The sequence below is a fragment of the Enterococcus sp. DIV1726a genome (assembly GCF_051710985.1).
GTDB lineage: Bacteria > Bacillota > Bacilli > Lactobacillales > Enterococcaceae > Enterococcus_B > Enterococcus_B hirae.
The window spans coordinates 16,345-35,711 of sequence record NZ_JBIOLS010000001.1; the positions used below are offsets into that span (position 1 = coordinate 16,345).

At 32.7% G+C, this 19,367-nt stretch carries 19 protein-coding genes; 15 read left to right on the plus strand and 4 right to left on the minus strand.

What is annotated here, in order from left to right:
- Positions 1-424: 424 nt before the first annotated feature.
- From IGJ27_RS00075 to IGJ27_RS00095, 5 genes are all read left to right on the plus strand, one after another.
- Complete coding sequence (locus tag IGJ27_RS00075) at positions 425-1,717, plus strand: adenylosuccinate synthase (protein ID WP_010720491.1); 1,293 nt, start codon at positions 425-427, stop codon at positions 1,715-1,717.
- 336 nt (positions 1,718-2,053) lie between these two features.
- Positions 2,054-2,917, plus strand: a complete 864-nt coding sequence (locus IGJ27_RS00080; protein WP_373191516.1) for a DegV family protein — start codon at positions 2,054-2,056, stop codon at positions 2,915-2,917.
- 248 nt (positions 2,918-3,165) lie between these two features.
- Positions 3,166-3,258 (plus strand): putative holin-like toxin, encoded by a 93-nt coding sequence (locus IGJ27_RS00085; protein WP_370566778.1) that lies wholly within the window; start codon positions 3,166-3,168, stop codon positions 3,256-3,258.
- A 383-nt stretch (positions 3,259-3,641) separates the two neighbouring features.
- Positions 3,642-3,728, plus strand: coding sequence for a putative holin-like toxin (locus IGJ27_RS00090; RefSeq protein WP_223603319.1), 87 nt, complete (start codon positions 3,642-3,644; stop codon positions 3,726-3,728).
- A gap of 367 nt (positions 3,729-4,095) precedes the next feature.
- A complete protein-coding gene (locus IGJ27_RS00095) occupies positions 4,096-4,182 on the plus strand; it encodes a putative holin-like toxin (RefSeq protein WP_223603319.1) in 87 nt (28 codons plus the stop codon).
- Between the two features lie 306 nt (positions 4,183-4,488).
- Here IGJ27_RS00095 and IGJ27_RS00100 read toward each other — a convergent pair whose 3' ends face one another.
- Complete coding sequence (locus IGJ27_RS00100; RefSeq protein ID WP_178306282.1) at positions 4,489-6,111, minus strand: ABC-F family ATP-binding cassette domain-containing protein; 1,623 nt, start codon at positions 6,109-6,111, stop codon at positions 4,489-4,491.
- A 394-nt stretch (positions 6,112-6,505) separates the two neighbouring features.
- On the opposite strand from IGJ27_RS00100, the gene IGJ27_RS00105 reads away from it, so the two are divergent.
- Positions 6,506-7,027: an HdeD family acid-resistance protein gene (locus tag IGJ27_RS00105; RefSeq protein WP_010720488.1), complete on the plus strand. Its 522-nt coding sequence runs from the start codon at positions 6,506-6,508 to the stop codon at positions 7,025-7,027.
- Between the two features lie 99 nt (positions 7,028-7,126).
- Here IGJ27_RS00105 and spxB read toward each other — a convergent pair whose 3' ends face one another.
- On the minus strand, positions 7,127-8,857 hold the full coding sequence (gene spxB / locus IGJ27_RS00110) for a pyruvate oxidase (protein WP_178306281.1): 1,731 nt from the start codon (positions 8,855-8,857) through the stop codon (positions 7,127-7,129).
- Positions 8,858-9,024: 167 nt separating this feature from the next.
- Between spxB and IGJ27_RS00115 the strand changes: the two genes are divergently transcribed.
- Positions 9,025-9,843 carry a ZIP family metal transporter gene (locus IGJ27_RS00115; RefSeq protein ID WP_178306280.1) on the plus strand — a complete coding sequence of 273 codons (819 nt, stop codon included), beginning with the start codon at positions 9,025-9,027 and terminating at the stop codon, positions 9,841-9,843.
- Positions 9,844-9,941: 98 nt separating this feature from the next.
- On the opposite strand, the gene IGJ27_RS00120 is transcribed toward IGJ27_RS00115, so the two are convergent.
- A complete protein-coding gene (locus tag IGJ27_RS00120) occupies positions 9,942-10,133 on the minus strand; it encodes a hypothetical protein (RefSeq protein WP_010720485.1) in 192 nt (63 codons plus the stop codon).
- Between the two features lie 216 nt (positions 10,134-10,349).
- Here IGJ27_RS00120 and IGJ27_RS00125 point away from each other — a divergent pair, with 216 nt between their 5' ends.
- Positions 10,350-10,931, plus strand: a complete 582-nt coding sequence (locus IGJ27_RS00125) for a TMEM175 family protein (RefSeq protein ID WP_010720484.1) — start codon at positions 10,350-10,352, stop codon at positions 10,929-10,931.
- A 90-nt stretch (positions 10,932-11,021) separates the two neighbouring features.
- A complete protein-coding gene (locus IGJ27_RS00130; RefSeq protein WP_014834373.1) occupies positions 11,022-11,162 on the plus strand; it encodes a hypothetical protein in 141 nt (46 codons plus the stop codon).
- A 513-nt stretch (positions 11,163-11,675) separates the two neighbouring features.
- Here IGJ27_RS00130 and IGJ27_RS00135 read toward each other — a convergent pair.
- Positions 11,676-12,125 (minus strand): hypothetical protein, encoded by a 450-nt coding sequence (locus IGJ27_RS00135; protein ID WP_010720483.1) that lies wholly within the window; start codon positions 12,123-12,125, stop codon positions 11,676-11,678.
- Positions 12,126-12,657: 532 nt separating this feature from the next.
- Between IGJ27_RS00135 and IGJ27_RS00140 the strand changes: the two genes are divergently transcribed.
- The 6 genes from IGJ27_RS00140 (at position 12,658) to IGJ27_RS00165 (ending at position 19,337) form a co-directional block, all read left to right on the plus strand.
- On the plus strand, positions 12,658-14,106 hold the full coding sequence (locus IGJ27_RS00140) for a helix-turn-helix domain-containing protein (RefSeq protein WP_010720482.1): 1,449 nt from the start codon (positions 12,658-12,660) through the stop codon (positions 14,104-14,106).
- Positions 14,107-14,480: 374 nt separating this feature from the next.
- Positions 14,481-15,032: a hypothetical protein gene (locus tag IGJ27_RS00145; RefSeq protein ID WP_178306279.1), complete on the plus strand. Its 552-nt coding sequence runs from the start codon at positions 14,481-14,483 to the stop codon at positions 15,030-15,032.
- Positions 15,033-15,813: 781 nt separating this feature from the next.
- Entirely contained in the window at positions 15,814-16,134 is a 321-nt protein-coding gene (locus IGJ27_RS00150) for a hypothetical protein (RefSeq protein ID WP_256733889.1), read from the plus strand.
- 4 nt (positions 16,135-16,138) lie between these two features.
- Positions 16,139-16,519 (plus strand): hypothetical protein, encoded by a 381-nt coding sequence (locus IGJ27_RS00155; RefSeq protein ID WP_256733888.1) that lies wholly within the window; start codon positions 16,139-16,141, stop codon positions 16,517-16,519.
- Between the two features lie 36 nt (positions 16,520-16,555).
- On the plus strand, positions 16,556-17,722 hold the full coding sequence (locus IGJ27_RS00160) for a helix-turn-helix domain-containing protein (RefSeq protein WP_096708617.1): 1,167 nt from the start codon (positions 16,556-16,558) through the stop codon (positions 17,720-17,722).
- Between the two features lie 484 nt (positions 17,723-18,206).
- Positions 18,207-19,337 (plus strand): hypothetical protein, encoded by a 1,131-nt coding sequence (locus IGJ27_RS00165; RefSeq protein ID WP_178306278.1) that lies wholly within the window; start codon positions 18,207-18,209, stop codon positions 19,335-19,337.
- Positions 19,338-19,367 lie beyond the last annotated feature (30 nt).

The following is a 19,367-nucleotide window of genomic DNA, read 5'->3' on the forward strand; positions in this document are numbered from 1 at the left end:
TATAAAAAAACACCTCCAAATTATCTCGTTAATTTGGAGGTGCTTTTTTAGCTATCGATCATTCCAACTGTTCTTTATCAAAAGAAAACGCAGCAGAATCACATTTGGGAAATAATAGTATAGTAAATTAGGAAGCAGTCTACCCTAGTAATCATTATTTCTAATAAGCAAAGATGTTTAGATTACGATTCTGTCAGTGGCAACGAGTAATAAACCCTAAAAAACTATCTTATTTGCTTTGTACTAAAGGAACTTTCTTCTCTGAATAGTTTGGTTTACACTAGTTTCTATTTAAAATTTATCATCGTTCGTTTTTCAAGCGTTTTTATAAAATAAATAAAAGAATCATTCGATTTTAGTTGAATAAGTAATGAGTTATTGTTACAATAATTCAGGATTAAATAAAATAAAACGAGGTGTTCAAATGTCATCTGTAGTAGTGGTAGGTACACAATGGGGCGACGAAGGGAAAGGAAAAATTACTGACTTTCTTAGTGAAAATGCTGAAGTGATCGCACGGTACCAAGGTGGCGATAATGCAGGACACACGATCAAATTCAACGGTGTTACTTATAAACTGCATTTGATTCCTTCGGGGATTTTTTATAAAGATAAAATCAGTGTGATCGGGAATGGTGTGGTAGTCAATCCTAAATCATTAGTCAAAGAGTTAGCTTATTTACATGAAAAAGGTGTAACTACTGATAACTTACGTATTTCTGACCGAGCACATGTTATTTTGCCTTATCACATCAAGTTAGATCAATTACAAGAAGATGCAAAAGGTGAAAATAAAATCGGTACAACAATCAAAGGGATCGGACCAGCATACATGGACAAAGCAGCTCGTGTAGGGATCCGCATCGCTGACTTACTAGACAAAGAAATTTTTGAAGAACGCTTACGTTTAAACTTAGAAGATAAAAACCGTCAATTTGTAAAAATGTTTGATTCTGAGCCAATTGATTTTGACTCGATATTTGAAGAATATTATGAATATGGTCAACAAATCAAACAGTATGTTACCGATACATCTGTCATTTTAAATGATGCCCTAGATGCAGGAAAACGAGTATTATTTGAAGGCGCACAAGGGGTTATGCTGGATATCGACCAAGGAACCTATCCATTTGTTACTTCTTCAAACCCAGTCGCAGGTGGCGTAACGATCGGTAGTGGCGTAGGTCCATCTAAAATCAATAAAGTTGTTGGTGTATGTAAAGCTTATACTTCTCGTGTAGGAGATGGTCCATTCCCAACTGAATTGTTTGATGAGACGGGACAACAAATTCGTGAAGTTGGTCGCGAATACGGAACGACTACAGGTCGTCCACGACGTGTGGGATGGTTTGATTCAGTAGTGATGCGTCACTCAAAACGTGTTTCAGGAATTACTAATCTATCCCTTAATTCAATTGATGTCTTAAGTGGACTTGATACAGTAAAAATTTGTACAGCTTATGAGCTCGATGGAGAATTGATTTATCATTATCCAGCAAGTTTGAAAGAATTGAAACGTTGTAAACCTGTTTATGAAGAACTTCCAGGTTGGTCTGAAGATATTACAGCATGCAAAACACTTGCTGAATTACCAGAAAATGCACGTAACTATGTCAGACGTATTTCTGAACTCGTAGGTGTGCGTATTTCAACATTTTCTGTTGGACCTGATAGAACACAAACAAATATCTTAGAAAGCGTCTGGGCACAAATTTAAGCCATTCAGCTAAGTTCGTTGAGACAGGACATTCTTGTTCCTTAAGAATGAACGAAATAGCAGAAGTATAGGTAAGAATGCTCATGCGGTAAAGAAAGAAAACGTCGAAACTGCGAAATTTGTTTTTAACATTTTTGTAGATTTTGGCGTTTTTTTTCAATAAGTAATCAAAGTTGGTTTAGCGGTGAGCGTTGTTCTTCTTTTTAATCATCCATTAAAATTTTACGAAGACAATGGTTTTCCTTTTTACAAACATAGTTAACGTTATTTTCCATGCAAGAGATTTGCTATAATAGGAGTTAAGGGTAAAATGAAAAGTTGAAGGAGTTGAAGGGTGTGTATCAAATCGTAACCGATTCATGTTGTGATCTGCCTTATCAAGTGCTACAAGCAGCCAAGGTTGATTATTTATCAATGAAGATCCAGTTAGATGAAGAAGAATTAGTAGATGATCTGGGAAAAACGTTTAATTATGATCATTATATGGAACAATTAAGAAATGGGGCTACCCCAACGACCTCACAAATCAATGTGGGTCAATACTTAGAATTTTTCCGTCCTTATGTTGAACAAAATATTCCTATCCTTTATGTTGCTTTTTCCAGTGCTTTAAGTGGATCCTATAATAGTGCGTTACAAGCAGTAGAATTATTAAAAGAAGAATATCCAGATCCACAAGTAAAGGTCTTTGATACAAAAGCCGCAAGCGTTGGGGAAGGGTTATTAGTATTGGAAGCTGTTCGGTTGAAAAACGAGGGGAAAACATTAGAAGAGAACTTAGAATGGTTAAAAAACAATTACTTAAAAGTACATTCTTGGGTAACCGTTGATGATCTCAAACACCTTGAACGTGGGGGACGTATCTCTAAAACTAGTGCTACACTAGGTAGTATTCTAAACGTGAAGCCAATTATCACAGTCGATCAGGAAGGACGTTTGACGAATATCAGCAAAGTACGAGGACGAAATAAATCGATACAAAAAATTGTTGAGGAAACTGTCAAAACCATTGTCGCCCCATTAGAACAAACTGTTTATATTGCTTATGCAGGAGATTTAGAAAGTGCTGAAAAAACAAAACAATTACTTGAAGAGAATATTAAGATGAAAGAAGTCAAGTTATATCCGCTTGGGCCTACCATCGCAAGCCATACAGGATATGGATGTATTGCGATATTCTCAATGGGAATCACTCGATAAAAAATTGTAGTCATTGTAGAAGAAATGCCCCAAAAAAGAACCATTCAGAAGAAAAAGAATATTCTTCGAGTGATTCTTTTTTAGAATATAAAATAACTGATTTATATTAAGTTAAATCTTTTGTCGATAGTAAGTACTTCCTAAATTTGCTACAATAAAACCAGTAATTCGTGGAGTGTAAAAGATGGTAGCTAATCTCTTGAACAAGGGGTGATGCTTATGGTTAAAAGCTTTGTCCCTGGAAAGGAATAAAGTTATCAGTATATGAAGCAATACAACTAATGCTCGCATTTGCGACATTTGTATTGTTGTTAATTGACAAAAAAGACCAAAAAAAATAACCATCTAAATCACTTTTAGCCGAGTTTTTAGATGGTATATATACCCAAAAAATAAAACTACCGTCTTTTTAACGGCACGAATTACTGATGAAGGGGTTGTTAGAGCAATCCCTTTTTCATTTTCCATTATAGCTTATCAATTGGAAAAAAGTAAAGCGGTTGATTAAAAAATAGTTTTAAAAAAATGAAGGCACACGAATCAAATATATATCAGGTAAAAAATAACATTATTATTTAAAAATAAAGTTAATGAGGATAGCAAGTTTTCGATAAGTTTGCTACAATAAAACCAGTAATTCGTGGAGTGTAAAAGATGGTAGCTAATCTCTTAGATAAGGGGTGATGCTTATGGTTAAGAGCTTTGTCCCTGGAAAGGAATAAAGTTGTCAGTATATGAAGCAATACAACTCATGCTCGCATTTGCGACATTTGTGCTGTTGTTAATTGACAAAAAAGACCAAAAAAAATAACCATCTAAATCACTTTTAGCAGAGTTTTTAGATGGTTAATTACTTAAACAAAGCTACCGTCTTTTTAACGGCACGAATTACTGATGAAGGGGTTGTTTGCGCAATCCCTTTTTCACTATCCATTATAGCTTATCAATTGGAAAAAAGTAAAGCTGTTGATTAAAAAAAATGAAGGCACACGAATCAAATACATGTCAGGTAAAAAATAACATTATTATTTAAAAATAAAGTTAATGAGGATAGCAAGTTTTCGATAAGTTTGCTACAATAAAACCAGTAATTCGTGGAGTGTAAAAGATGGTAGCTAATCTCTTAGATAAGGGGTGATGCTTATGGTTAAGAGCTTTTTCCCTGGAAAGGAATAAAGTTGTCAGTATATGAAGCAATACAACTCATGCTCGCATTTGCGACATTTGTGTTGTTGTTAATTGACAAAAAAGACCAAAAAAAATAACCATCTAAATCACTTTTAGCAGAAGTTTTAGATGGTCACCATTCTAAAAAGGCTACCGTCTTTTTAACGGCACGAGTTACTGATGAAGGGATTGTTTGCGCAATCCCTTTTTCATTTTCTATTATAGCTTACACATCAGAAAAAATAAAGCGGTTGATTAAGCGAAATAAGAGAAAATGATGAATATAGAAAGTAAATGGATCGAAGGTGTCTTGGTAGTTGTGAAAGACAGTGTTTATCGTAGAAGAAAAGGACATCTCACCGACTGATGAGATGCCCTTTTCTTAAGTCTACAATGATGTTGTCTTATTTCCAAAGCTCATCCAATTGTTTTTGGATATCTTTATTTTCTAAAAATTCATCATAGGTTGTATCTGCTCGATCGATAACACCTTTATCAGAAACGGCAATGATACGATTAGCCAATGTTTGGATAAATTGATGGTCATGTGAAGCAAAAAGGATAGAGCCAGTAAAGGCCATCAAGCCATCGTTTAGTGCTGTAATCGACTCTAGATCTAAATGATTCGTAGGATCGTCTAAAACTAAGACATTTGCTTTAGAAAGCATCATTTTAGAAAGCATGCAACGCACTTTTTCACCACCAGAAAGGACATTGACAGGTTTTAATACTTCTTCTCCAGAAAACAGCATGCGTCCTAAAAAGCTTCGTAAGAACGTATTATCGTCTTCTTCTTTACTTGCGTATTGACGTAACCAATCTAAGATCGTCAATTCATTATCAAATTCTTTCGTTGTATCTTTTGGTAGATAAGAATTGCTCGTTGTTACGCCCCATCTTACAGTTCCAGTATCAGGAGTGATCTCACCCATGATTACTTTAAATAAAGTGGTTGTTGTAATATCATTTTCAGCAACGAACGCAACTTTATCTTCTTTACTTAAGTTAAATGATATATCATTTAATATTTTCTTACCATCGATCGTTACACTCACATTTTCGACTTGTAAAAGATCATTACCAATTTCACGTTCTGGTTTAAATCCAACGAATGGATAACGACGTGAAGAAGGTTGAATATCGTCAAGAGTAATTTTTTCTAACATTTTCTTACGAGAAGTTGCCTGTTTAGATTTTGAAGCATTCGCACTAAAACGAGCAATAAATTCTTGTAGTTCTTTGATTTGTTCCTCTTTTTTGGCATTGGCATTTGCTTGTAATTTTGCAGCAAGTTGACTTGATTCTAACCAAAAATCATAGTTACCAACGTATAATTTGATTTTTCCAAAATCTAAATCTGCCATATGGGTACATACTTTATTTAAGAAATGACGGTCATGAGAAACAACGATAACCGTATTTTCAAATTCAATTAAAAATTCTTCTAACCAGTTGATGGATTGGATATCTAATCCATTCGTAGGCTCATCAAGGAGTAATACATCCGGTTTACCAAACAATGTTTGAGCTAAAAGTACTTTGATTTTTTGACCACCAGTAAGTTCACTCATCAATTGATGGTGCAATTCTTCTGGAATATTCAGTCCTTGTAGTAAAACAGCAGCTTCAGGTTCAGCTTCCCAACCATTTAATTCAGCAAACTCACCTTCTAATTCAGCTGCCCGGATACCATCTTCATCAGTGAAATCTTCCTTCATATAGATAGCGTCTTTTTCTTTCATAACTTCGTATAAACGTTTATGTCCCATAATAACTGTTTCTAAAACTGTATATTCTTCATAGTCATAATGGTTTTGTTTCAATACAGCCATTCGCTCATCTGGTCCCATGGAAACGGTCCCCGTAGAAGGTTGTAAGTCTCCTGATAATACTTTAAGGAACGTTGATTTACCTGCACCATTTGCACCTATTAAGCCATAGCAATTTCCTGGAGTAAATTTAATATTAACATCATCAAATAGTTTGCGGTCTGAAAAGTGCAAACTTACATCATTTACAGTAATCAATTTTTTTCCTCACTTTATCTTTATAATATTTAACGAGCCTCCTAGAATTATATAGGGGAAAAGAGAAAGTTTCAAGGTAATCAATTATTCTTTGTGTTTCACGTGGAACATGACGACAAAAACTCATGAAAGAATGGAAAAAATTGTATCTATGAAGCAATGATGAGATTCGAAAGTGGTTAAGAAAGACAAAATGTTTATTATTTAGTAGAAGAATAAGTTGGTAATGAGTTTACAGAAAGTTAAAGGTGGAGCAGCTTTTACTAAAAAATAATAGTAGCAAAAGCTGATCAGAAAAGAAATTACTTTAGTTTTTCATCGCCAGCATATGTTTTGACGTTATTTAAAGAGAGCGTTAGTATAATAATAGATTAAAATGAAAGTTGGAATGAAAATGAATGAAAGAAAAACACTAGACTGGGGATCATTAATTTTAGGGATTTTATTTGTCCTTGTTTCATTAATCTCTTTTCAAGATCCTGTTGGTAATTTAGTGGCGATTGTCGTTGTTTTTGCTATTTTTGCCTTTTTAAAAGGAATTTTTGAATTATTTGTACGAAATCGCATGAAAGAATTGACAGGATATAAAGGGAAAATGCCGTTGGTTATTGGTATCATTGATATTTTAGTCGGGATTTTCTTCTTGTTCAATATTGGTGCAGGAGTAGTTGCTTTACCGTTTGTTTTTGCCATTTGGTTTATTGCCGACTCTATCTTAGCTTTATTTACAGCTGATTTAGCGAAAGGTTATAGCACAGGCTACTATTGGTTTACAGTAATCATCAATATTTTGGGTGTGGTATTAGGATGTATACTATTGTTTAATCCTATTTCCTCCGCTTTGACTTTAAGTTTTCTTGTCGGTTTTTATTTTATGCTCTTTGGGATCAACCATATCGTATATGCGTTCAGATAAACAAAGTAAAGTATATAAAGAAGCAATCAGGCTGAATTTTCCTGGTTGCTTCTTTTTTATAGTTGATATTTCTGAATCTCTCAAAGAGTAGAGGTTCAATTATTTCCTTTTTTCATATAATTCATTCAATACAGGTAAATCATGCACTTCGTATTTTTCTTTGAATTGTTTGATTTCTTCTTCTGTATATTTTCTTGGATCAAGATGAAGATCTTCAACCGGTAAAGGACGTTTGTTATTGATTTTTACATCAATAACTACTGGTCGTTGGGATTTTTTAGCAGCATCAAATGCAGGTCTTAATTGGTGATACTCAGTAATCGTGAAACCATCAGCTCCCAGTGCTTCACTCGCTTTTCCGAAGTCAGCCTCTTCTAAAAACACACCAAATTTTTTCTGTTCAGTATCTTCTTGTTCTGCTTCAATAAACCCAAACGATGTATTCGATAAAACCACATTAATAATCGGTAGTTGGTATTTCACTTGTGTAATGATATCTTGCATCACCATTGCAAAACCACCATCACCGCTTAAAGTAAAGACTTGTCGATCAGGATAACTTAATTGTGCGGCAATGCCACCTGGAACACCATTCCCCATTGTAGCGAACCAACCAGAGGTCGTGTGTTTTTGTTTGCCGTTCATGTCTAATAATCGAATGGAATGGATCGTCGTATTCCCAACATCTGTTACAAAAATCGCATCTTCTTCAGCGATCCGATTGATTTCTTTATAAACAGCTTCAGGACGAATCGGTTGGTCTTCAAGGTCAGCGAATGAGTTTAACCAGTTTACCCAATTCGCTTTGTTTTCTTGGTTGGCTAGATACCAGCGATCTTCAGGACGTGGTTTGCCCAGCTGTGTTAATCTCGCTAATGTGGTATTGGCATCCCCTAAAATGGTATGGGAGGTAGCATGTCTTCGACCAAATTTTGAAGCATCGATGTCCACTTGGATAAATTCAGCCTCTGGGTTAAAGAACGCACGACCAAAAGGAAAGTCACTACCCATAAATAAAATCAAGTCGGCCTCTGCTAATGCTTCATTTGCAGGTTTTGTGGCCACACGTCCAGCAAAGCCTAGAAAGTTTTTATAGTTATCTGGAATGATGCCTTTCGCTAAAACAGAAGCAACAACTGGCATGGAAAAGTGTTCTGTAAAATCTTTGATTTGTGAAAAGCCATTACGAGTGCCTTGTCCAATGTAAAGTACAGGCTTTTTAGCTTTTTCAATAAAAGGAAGAGCAGCAATTACATCTTTTTCATCAGGAAGGATAGTACCTGTTTTATGAGTAGCTGCGTTAGATATTTTCTCTTCTTCAATGTCTGCAAAACCTAAATCAACAGGAATGGTTACAATAGCTACTCCTTTATTTTCATAGGCTGCTTTAATTGCTTCGTCCACGACATGAGGTAAACTTTCAGGTGTCATAACTGTCCGATTATAGACACTAACATCTGCAAAAATTGGATTTTCATTTAATTCTTGGAAAGAGTTATAGTTCATAGCAGTAGTTGCAACTTGTCCAAGCAACGCAACAACTGGAACATGATCCATTTGTGCATCATACAAACCATTGATCAAATGCGTGGCACCTGGTCCAGCAGAACCAAAAACAGCGCCAACTTTTCCTGTTAGTTTCGCATCGGCTGCTGCGGCTAGCGCTCCTACTTCTTCGTGACGTACTTGGATATATTTTATTTGATCTTTTTCATGATAAAGAGCATCCATGATTGAATTAAACGAACCACCAGGAATCCCATAAATGTGCTCGATTCCCCAACTTTCCATTACTTTGACCATTGCGATACCAGCATTGATTGTTGCCATATTCTCCCACTCCTTTATCAAATGAATGATAAAATTTCGTAACTTTATTAATTAAAGTATAGTGCTTTAAGAATAAAAGCCCAACTGATTCGCTTTTTTACACAAACAGTAGTCATGATTTTTTGAATATGCTAGAGTAATAAGTAAAGGCACGAAAGGAGAATAAAATGACAGAATGGCTACTAAGCTTAGCCCCGTGGCAACAAGCATTAGCGGGGACAGCATTTACGTATATTATGACAGCTCTGGGGGCTGGGTTGGTATTTTTCTTTAAAGAAATCAAGAAAGAAGTATTGAATCTCATGCTTGGTTTTGCTTCGGGGGTCATGATTGCTGCTAGTTTTTGGTCATTGCTTGATCCTGCGATTACAAAAGCTGAAGAAAATGGCGATATCGCTTGGCTGGTCGTCAGTATTGGTTTTGGATTAGGTGGTGTCTTTCTTTATATCGCTGATAAAACGCTTCCTCATATGCACTTTGGCCCACAGCACGAAAAAGAAGGTCTACCTACGCATTTAAAACGAACAATCTTATTAGTTTTTTCGATCACCTTGCACAATATCCCTGAAGGTTTGGCTGTAGGGGTAGCATTTGGGGCTGCCAGTACAGCCGATAATCCAACAGCGGCCGTTTTGGCAGCCATTTCGGTTGCATTGGGTATTGGAATTCAGAATTTTCCGGAAGGTGCAGCTGTTTCGATTCCTTTAAGACAAGAAGGATTGAGTCGAACAAAGGCATTTATATATGGACAAGCTTCAGGTATTGTTGAACCGATCGCAGGTGTGATTGGTGCGGTGCTAGTGACACGAGTAACCATCCTTTTACCTTATGCACTGGCATTTGCAGCAGGTGCGATGATCTATGTGGTTGTTGAGGAATTAATTCCCGAAGCCCAACAAACATTATCAAGTAAACGACATTTTGCCGTTTTTGGGGTGATGTTAGGTTTTATCATTATGATGGTACTAGATGTAGCTTTAGGGTAATACCATCAAATGATATATCATTTGGAACAACTGATAAAAATATAACGAAAAAAGCAGCACAAGACTGGGGAATCTGTCGTGTGCTGCTTTTTTCAATATTAGTAATATTTTCGATGATGTCGACGATTTGTTCCAGAAATTACACGAATTAGCCAAATAATGATTGCAATAGGAATGAGTAATTTAATTGCAAACCATAAAATACTAGTAAAAAGGCTAATTACAAAACTACCTATAATCAATACCATTATTAGCATGAAAATAGTTAAAAAAGTATTTCTTTGTCCCATACAAACCCCTCATTTCTTGCTAGTTCCCAAAATAAGTTAAATTTAATAAAAATGTACTTAGAACTTAGCTTATTTATTAGAGAACTACGATAGTTAAATCCTCTTGTTTCATTGAGTATAGCAGTATAAAGTGAGCATTACCTCCAACTATAGACTGATTTAGTTGCTTTTTTCTAGCTATCTTTACTACAATAAGTCAGAAAAGGAGGCAAAAATATGCCAAAAAATCGTTTAGAAGCTTTTACCGATGCAGTTATCGCGATCATTATGACTATCTTGGTCTTAGAGCTTCACCAGCCGAACACTGACACCTGGCAAGCGCTAAGTGCCTTAGGATATCGTTTTATGATCTATATTGTCAGCTTTTTTACATTGGTCATCTATTGGAATAATCATCATCATATGTTTCAAGTCGTTCATAAAGTAAATTGGCGAGTTTTATGGGCGAATAGCTTTTTTATCTTTGCTTTATCATTTTTTCCCTTTGTCACGTCTTGGATCAGCGAGTATAGTCATAGTTTAGCGCCAGAAATCACATACGGTGTAGTAACTTTAGGAGCTAATATTGCTTACTATATTTTAGCAAGAGAGTTGGTTCAGTCAGATCCTAAAAATAAAAAGAATATCAAAGAATTACTAGATAACTATCGAAAATCCTACTGGTCAATTGGGTTAAATATTTTAGGAATTATTTTAGGCTATGTCATTACACCAATAGCTGTTTTAGTAACGAATGCTGTGATTTTACTTGGTTGGCTGATTCCTAGCCGTAAAATCGAATCTCAATATAGTAATTAAAGATGTTCAAAAAAATTAAGAGAAATATAACAAAAAGATAAAAAAATGGTCGAACTTCTAGAGGAAAATCTTCCTTGAAGAGGGATGCTTATGATCAATCAAAAAAAATTGAATATCGGTCTAACTACGAGCATGATAACGATCCTTATCTATATAGATCATCGGCAATGTAGTTTATTGGTTATTTTGTTATCTATGATGATTCCATTTGTTGTAGCATTAAAGAAGTAAGAAGCGTTTATTTTTGATCCCGGATCTTTCAGTCTAAAGAATTGAAAGATCCGGGATTCGTTGTATCTAATTATACACAGATACGTATCAGAGAGGTAATCTGTTCTGAAAGTTTTCCACAGGGTATAACGAAAACGAAAAGTTCCAACCTATCGATAAAAGCAGGTATACAATATTTTTGTATAAATATTAAATGAATAGGCAGACAACAATTTATATAGATTAATCCATCTGATTAAATAACTTTTAGCTTTTGAGTATAGTGTTATTTTATCTTTTTAAAATAACGGATTTAATAATTTGTTTATTTTCTTCACAAGAAGGATCAAATAAATTAGGAAAAATGACGAAAAACAAAGGAAACAAGCCGTCTCGAATTAAATAGTTAGTATAAAAGATCAATGGTCGAGTGGGAGAAGAAAAAAAGAATAAACAGAAAAGTTATTCGAGGTTCTTTCCATTGAAAAAGATAAAAGCCAATTAAATATACCCCTACAAGGTATATTTAATTGGTCAGTCTGTTGTATGAGTGGCACTTGCGACAGGATAATTTTTTTTATAAGCAAAGTAGCGTGCTTCTTTTTTTGCTAAGCCAAAAGAATCAGATAGCTGTAAATTTTGAGGTGAGAATTGTATGGCGGGGATTGAAAATGTCTGTTTTTGTTTGTCTATAATTGAAATAGAAAAGTTGATTTCTTCTTGTTCGGCATTTGCTAACGTCACATAAGAATGTCTGTCGAAATGGATACCAACTACTGTATAAATGCCCAGTAATTGAAGTTGATCTCCTTCAATTTTTACTAGTTCATCTTTTGTTGGCACATATTCCATCTTAGCTCCAGTAGTCATTTTCATTTCAGCTTTTGAAGTAACATCTTTTACAGGAGAAGCAAAGTATTCAATCATAAAAAATAAAGCAATTAAACCTAAAAAACTACTAACTATAATAATTGTTTTCTTCACCTTGGACACTCCCATCTAACAGTTATGACGTAAAAAAGTACATTTATGATAAAAATAGTTTTTTAATCATTAAAAATGGTATAATATATGCCTTTTTTTATTAATTTTTGTTATTAATTAATTGCTTTAAAAACAGTATAAATTTAAATATAAAAAAAATAAAGCATAAAATACTTAATTTTAGCAGTTTATTTTACTGAAGAAATGTTTCAATCAAATAATTTATTTCGCTAAAAAAAATTTATTTAGTTATTTTTTAAAATGAGGAGGCGAATGATACTATTGTCTGTTGGCAAGATCAGCATTCTGTTTATTTGCAAGGTCTAAGGGCAAAAAAAGGCCATAGATGATCTATTTATAAAATTGGTAGATAGGATTGCTTATTTTTCATATTTTTTATACCCATTTTTACTATTTTTTTGAAAAAAAAATTCTAATTCGTTAAAAATTTTCTTTAAAATATAAATAGGAACATTCAAATAGAAAAAAGTGAATGCTTTTTTCTATTTGGTAAAAAGAGGGGAGGAAGTAAATGTTAAATATTTTATCGAAAAAAATGAAACGACAGTTACTTCTACTGGAATTGCTTTTTGAAGGAGAAACCTATCGCTTTCAAGATTTAGAATCTCAATTAAAGTGTTCTTCAAAAACATTGAGAAATGACTTGATGGATATCGATTCTTATGCAAAAGAAATTAATATACATACTGATCGTGAGAATGGGATATTTGCAGAAATTGCTCCTCATGTCACAGAAGAATATATTTACCGAATTATTATGAATGAATCGATTGAGTATCAATTTTTAGAAGCAATCGTGTTAAATAAATATACGAACTACTTGGAAGTAACGGAACAACTATTTATTTCAGAGAGCACTTTAAGACGAATGGTGAAGCGCATCAACCTTTCCTTAGAGCAATATCACTTAAGAATTCGAGGATTGATTCGATTAACGGGAAATACACAGTTAATTGAAAAGTTGACGATCCAGTTACTTTTAGAAAAATATGTGTGTTTAGAAGAGGCCTTCAATGAAGAAATTTGTCAAAAAAGTCGGCAATTATACTTAAAATACATAACGAATAATCAACTTCAAGATATAATTCGTAAACTGGAACACCGAAAACATAATCAGCTTTTATTTTATATTGCTATGAAAATTTACCAAGTAAAAAACGAAAAACAATTTATTGAAAAAGAGCAGAATAATCTTTTATGCCTAGAATCAAATGAGAAGCAAAATACTTCTTTATGGTTATCTCTTGAAGAGGATCAGGATCTGATAAAATACATCTTTGAACAGCCGTTTGTTTGTTCGCTACTGGATATACAGAACAACAGCGATGACTACCAACAAAAACCTTATTTAACAAAGATGGTTGGGATATTGCTTGATTATTTGGAAATAAAATATCAGATCAAATGTGAAGAACGACAAGAAATCTGCTATAAAATAATTAATGATGGCGACTATATGGAAAATCTTTCTTTTATTTTATATGATAAACATCATCAGTTTTTAAAACAGATACTTCCAGAAATCGAAAGTATTCAAGTAGGACTAAAGAATTATTTAATTAACAAGGATCAAAAAGAGTTATTAAAGTATATGAAAAATGACGAATTTACCAGAAAATTAGTCGCTTTGTTACTTGTCTACTGGCATGATCTGCTAAAAAAGATTGAAACGAGTAAACAAATTAGGGCTTTGATTGTAACCAATTCTGAACAATATGCTAGCTACATTATTGCAAAGCTTGAGCTTTATCTAGGAGGACGATATCGTTTTGTAGCCAGCAAAACCCCGGTAGTTACAGATCAGATGCTACATAAGGAAAACTATGATTGTATTGTTTCCAATACGATGCTGAACAGACAGTTCAATATCCCTATATTTGGTATTTCTATATATCCCAAATCAAGAGAAATTCAAAACTTGATTTTCTTTTATCAACAAACAAGAACAGAAATTACATAGCGTGTTTGATATTTATTAACTTTGAGAAATTGTTAGTTTGAACATAGGTGGTCAATAAAGGGAAACGCTGATCAATGGTGAATGAATATTCCACAGATAAAAGAAACAAAAAGAAGAGATAGGTTAAAAGTTAACCTAATTTTATGGGCTCTTTGTTAAATGATAGGATATTGGTGAAGAGAAATCTTAGAATCATTTGGACAGAAAGAAGAAAAACTTCTTTCTGTTCTTTTAGAGAAGGCAAATATTTCCTCATTGTTTTGGTAGTAATTCAAGTAAGTTTGCAGTAAAAATTACTCATTTAATATTAATGAAAAGTTTAATGTACTTTGCTATTATGGACTAATTAATTAGGAGACAGATGGAGGTTCTCAATGGAAGTACTGAGATTAGTTAGTCAATTTTATGCAATTATAGCGATACCCGTCTTTATTTTTTGTGGTTTTAGATTACGTAATCAAAGAAGGGCTATGGAAAAGAAGAAAAAAAATAAAGTGAGTGAAATGTTCCCCGAACTTAGTAAAGAGGACTTAAAGCTGAGAAAAACAGCAATTATAAATTATCAAAATATGTATCTGAATACCACTTTTAAAAGAGGTATTCAAATATTATTGACTGTTTCATTACTTGCAAGTATTATAGGCGCTTTGGTCACTAGTATGCTTTATCAAGATTTTTCGACTAGTTTCCTATTTATCATTGGATTAACCTTTTGTATTTTACTTCTTAGTATAATCGCTCCGTCAAGTCAGAAACAAGCACAGTTTTGGGAGAATTATCTAAATCAACATCCCGATAATCCATTGAAAATCGTTCTGTTGGACAGGGAAGATGTCGAAAAGATAACTGCAATAAGAAAAAAACAAGTTATTAACTTTATGGTCATCGAGTTAGCTTTTCTGATTTTTTACGTTCTTTATTTTTAGCAAGATCTCCGATTTTATACGAATAGTCAATTGATTGTCAAAAATAAGAGGGGGAAGAAATTAGAACGATTGACTGGAAATGGAGACAGAAAGAATTTTATCAAAAGGCTGCAGGTAATTTTTATAAAGAAAATACATGCAGTCTACCATTATTTTGTTGATTGGGTGGCTTCACATGAACGATATGATACTCTTTGATAGTATTTATAAAAAACAGGAAGTAGATTGTCTTTGCTAGAGAGTTATAAAGATTCATTGTTTGAAAAAAAGAACCGTGAGCACCTTTGATATCAAAGGCTTCACAGTTCTTTTTGAATTTATTTCTATTTAAAATTAATCTATCTAATGCCACTTGTTGCTGTTTCTTGCAACTTAATCCATAAACTTTTTTCTTTCTTCAACAATTCCTTTTTGTTCAATGCTATAAACAAATTACTTGCGTCACTTTCATCATTTATTAAAGCGAAATTTTTAAAATACATAACCAATCTTATTTTTTGAAGCAAATGAATTTTTTTGTTCCATATTCATAGAAATACTGCTTATTTGGCTGCGAAAACTGTCGTCTTTGTTTTCTTCTAAGGTGATACTATGAAAATAAGAAAAGAGTATTTAATTTAGTCTGGAACTATAAAAATAGAAGTACATGTTGATAGTGACTTCTATTTTTTTACTTTTTAAATCTCGCTTTAAAAAAAACAGCTTTTTTGTATTCTTTTGTTTAATTTAAAAAAATATAAGATATAATTACTTCAAATATAAGTAGATTGGAGTTGGACAGATGGCAAATGAAGTTCTAAATGCGGAAGAAGCACAATTGGTTGTTGATGGGTTATTACTTGGTTACAAAGAATATCTAGATATTCGTAAAGAGATGAAAGGAAGATTGAAAGTTTCTGCTGGATTTGCTTTTACAAAAGGGAACTTTATTGATGACGGTGTTGCTAGAAAAACTTTTAATTTTGCAGAAAATAAACGCGAAAAAGCAGGCGAAAGTTGGGAATATTTAGAGTTTTCCTTTGGTGGAGAAAAACCTTCTCTTTTTATCGTAAAAAATGACTATAGATTAAATCAAACTTTCTCAAAAGAAAAAAGTAAGTAAATATTTGTCTGATTATGCTAAGATAAATAAACCTATCCTTAATTCAGTTCGTAAAGGTCAAAAGAAAGTGCCTAATACCTCAATTCAATTAGAGCTTCCATTGGAAGAACCAATGATTTCAGAACAAGAGTTATCAAAATATGAAAATTTTTACATAGTGGTTTATAAAACGAATACGGCAAAAGTGATAGAATCAGTTTCACTTGTTTTACCTGATGACGAAACAAAAGAACTACATATAATTCAAAATTTAACACCGTATTTGCAAACTACGTCTATAATTATAGAAGATGAAGAATATTCTGCTGTAGTTGGTGAAAAAGAAGAAATTGGTGATCTCTATGATTATACAATTCCTAAAGAGGAAAAAGAAATCTCCAATTAGTTTCCCAGTGCAGTGTATTAAGAAAGGAAGAGCACAATGTTTTATGGGAAAAATCTGCAAATAATTAGGATGTTGCATGGTCTTTCACGTAAGGAACTTGGAGAAAAACTACGAGTATCTGAACAATCGATATGGCAATTTGAAAAACAAATGATAGAACCATCATTTGAAAATATCTTACAAATGAAAGAAATTTTGCAAGTGAAATCCACTTTTTTCTTTGAAGAATTCCGTGTTGAAAAGACCTTTTTTGAAAATAATGTTGCGTATAGAAAAGCAGATATTTCTTCTAGAAAAAAAACTAATAGTGAGATAGTCTATTTAAATGTGGCTTCTAAAGTGATTAATTATTTAGAAAGCTTTCTAAATGTACCACCTAATAAGTTATTAGATTTTAGACAAAAAAGTTCTGAAATTTTATTTGATGAAATAACAAATGAGAAAATAGAAAAGATTGCTACTCTTTCTAGAAAGTTTTTAGAAATTCAATCTGATAATGGTAACCTATTATTATCATTAGAAAAGTCAGGAATTTATGTTTTAGAAAAAAATGTTGGTGGGAAGGCAGATGCTTATAGTGCGTGGTCAACAGAAGATGTCCCAATCATTGTATTAGGTATAAAAAAATCGGCAGTGAGAAGAAATTTTGATTTAGCTCATGAATTAGGACATTTGTTACTACACCCGTATGTTGACTTTTCTCTGTTAGATAAAAATGAACGACAACAAGTAGAAAGAGAAGCAGATTATTTTGCTTCATGTTTTTTATTGCCGTCAGAAATTATTCAAAAAGACTTAGAAAAAATAAAGAAGATATCAAATCCAGATAGTTATATCTCTTTAAAGGCCAAATACAATGTATCCATTCAAGCTCTTGAAATGCGAGCTTATAAATTAGGATTTCTTACACCAAAACAACATAGCTATTTTTATCGACAAATTGCTATAAAAAATTACAGATTAGAAGAACCTTTGGATAGGGAAATTGTATTTAAACGTCCTGGAAAAATCCGAAGTATTTTCAACTTGGTTCTAACGAATAAGTTAACTGATTTATCAAGCATTGAAAATAATTTTAGGATGAATAGAAGCTTGTTAGAAAAAATGTTTTCGATTGAACCTGATTTCTTCGTTCCCTTTGCAAAAGAAGAAAATTTTACAGATTTAAATAATGTTTTGAAACTTAATTTTGGTTCTGTATAGTTTACAAGTTTTATCAAAGGATAGATTTGATTTTAGAAACTAAGGATCACTTAGTGACAGAAAAAAAGAATAATAAACACAAGTGTGTCCCAACTGTGATCACACTAAAAGAAACCCGCTAGAAAACCTATGACATAGGCTTTTCTAGCGGGTTGTTTCTTATTCCCACTCGACTTTTGTATAGATATGTTTAAGATGATTTATCTTATTTTAGAAGGGTTAAGGTTGAATCGGAACAGTTGAATTATTGTTAAAAATAGTGGTTTGGTACTATCAAGGGTACCAAATTATAATTGACATGTCTTTAGGGGCTACTAGCATCTTTATCCAACTATTGACAGAGAGGTTGTAGAAAACTTGGGTGGAATTATTAATATTAATAGTGGATAAAAGTTTGATAAATTGGAATGGGAGTCAATTTAGAAAATAGTGTAGGATGATATAATACCTTAAGAAATTAATTGTCAAACTGCGGAGGGATATTATGATAACAAGTATATTAGAGGCTTCTAGAACACAGCTTCTTACTGAGATTTATGAAGCTAAGAAAATGCTATATAGAATATTGAATTTGCCCACTGAATATCAGAGTTTGATTTCTATGTCCATTTCGCCATTTCTTTCACTTTTATGTGAAGGAATTGACAACTTGTTTAGTGAGGATGATGTTAAGTTTTCAGAAAATTACGGGTTAATTTATGGAATGAGTTTTACAAAACTAATGAATCAAAATCGAGCTAGTGTAAAGTTGCTAACAGACAAAAAAATTACAAGAGCTATAAAAACAATTGATAAGCAACTTATAGTATTTAATCAAGATTCGGTTAGAGACTACAATTTATTACAAAGAGCTTATATTTCAATGTTTGGGCAGCCAGATTTGGGGATATATTTTTTTGAAAACGTTGCTTTTTCAAATACAAGTCAACTATCAATTTATCAAGATATGTTTAGGCAAATTGCCATAGATAATCTTGGCAATAATACACTAGGTTTTATTATCAGAGATTTTAGTGCTAGCCAAGCTAACAGCATTAGTACTTTTGCATCTGCTATTGAAGGGAAAGTTTTGCCTAAGATTGACTCTAAAAAATGTAAACTTGATATTAGTGATAATGATTTTTCAGAGAAAGATTTCATTTTTATAGATGAAAGGAAAAGAAATATATTTTTACATTCTGAAAATAAAAATCTTTCCTTATATCTATTTAATATCAAATGTCAAATGTCTTTTGCATTAAAACTAGCACCCAAAATTATCGATAGGAATCATGCATTAAGATTTAGAGTAGAGTTTATAGTATATTATCAATCCATGAAAACGATAGATTTCTTAATAAAAAAAGGGAAACTCCTACTAAGCAGCACCAAAATGGAAATCTTAGATAAATTGCTCATTAACTTTAATAATATTTTTTCGGACAACAATTTAAGAAACAATATATACCATTATCGCTTTTCTGATGATAATGTTCATATGGTAATGAAGAATGATTATTTTATCAGCATGATAGAATTTCAAATTAGACAAGATTTCAATTGCGTTTTTGGTAACATAGAAAGAGATATGAATAAATTGATCGAAATATTGGATGAAATAACTGCATTGGTTTAGGTAACAGGTACATTCAAGGTACCAAAGTGA

Excerpts from the sequence above, each read along its gene's own strand:
- IGJ27_RS00130 (WP_014834373.1), top strand. The coding sequence starts at position 11,022 with ATGATCAATCAAAAAAAATTGAATATCGGTCTAACTACGAGCATGATA.
- IGJ27_RS00140 (WP_010720482.1), top strand. The coding sequence starts at position 12,658 with ATGTTAAATATTTTATCGAAAAAAATGAAACGACAGTTACTTCTACTG.
- IGJ27_RS00120 (WP_010720485.1), bottom strand. The coding sequence starts at position 10,133 with ATGGGACAAAGAAATACTTTTTTAACTATTTTCATGCTAATAATGGTA.
- IGJ27_RS00125 (WP_010720484.1), top strand. The coding sequence starts at position 10,350 with ATGCCAAAAAATCGTTTAGAAGCTTTTACCGATGCAGTTATCGCGATC.
- IGJ27_RS00115 (WP_178306280.1), top strand. The coding sequence starts at position 9,025 with ATGACAGAATGGCTACTAAGCTTAGCCCCGTGGCAACAAGCATTAGCG.
- IGJ27_RS00145 (WP_178306279.1), top strand. The coding sequence starts at position 14,481 with ATGGAAGTACTGAGATTAGTTAGTCAATTTTATGCAATTATAGCGATA.
- IGJ27_RS00105 (WP_010720488.1), top strand. The coding sequence starts at position 6,506 with ATGAATGAAAGAAAAACACTAGACTGGGGATCATTAATTTTAGGGATT.
- IGJ27_RS00160 (WP_096708617.1), top strand. The coding sequence starts at position 16,556 with ATGTTTTATGGGAAAAATCTGCAAATAATTAGGATGTTGCATGGTCTT.
- IGJ27_RS00075 (WP_010720491.1), top strand. The coding sequence starts at position 425 with ATGTCATCTGTAGTAGTGGTAGGTACACAATGGGGCGACGAAGGGAAA.
- IGJ27_RS00150 (WP_256733889.1), top strand. The coding sequence starts at position 15,814 with ATGGCAAATGAAGTTCTAAATGCGGAAGAAGCACAATTGGTTGTTGAT.
- IGJ27_RS00165 (WP_178306278.1), top strand. The coding sequence starts at position 18,207 with ATGATAACAAGTATATTAGAGGCTTCTAGAACACAGCTTCTTACTGAG.
- spxB (WP_178306281.1), bottom strand. The coding sequence starts at position 8,857 with ATGGCAACAATCAATGCTGGTATCGCAATGGTCAAAGTAATGGAAAGT.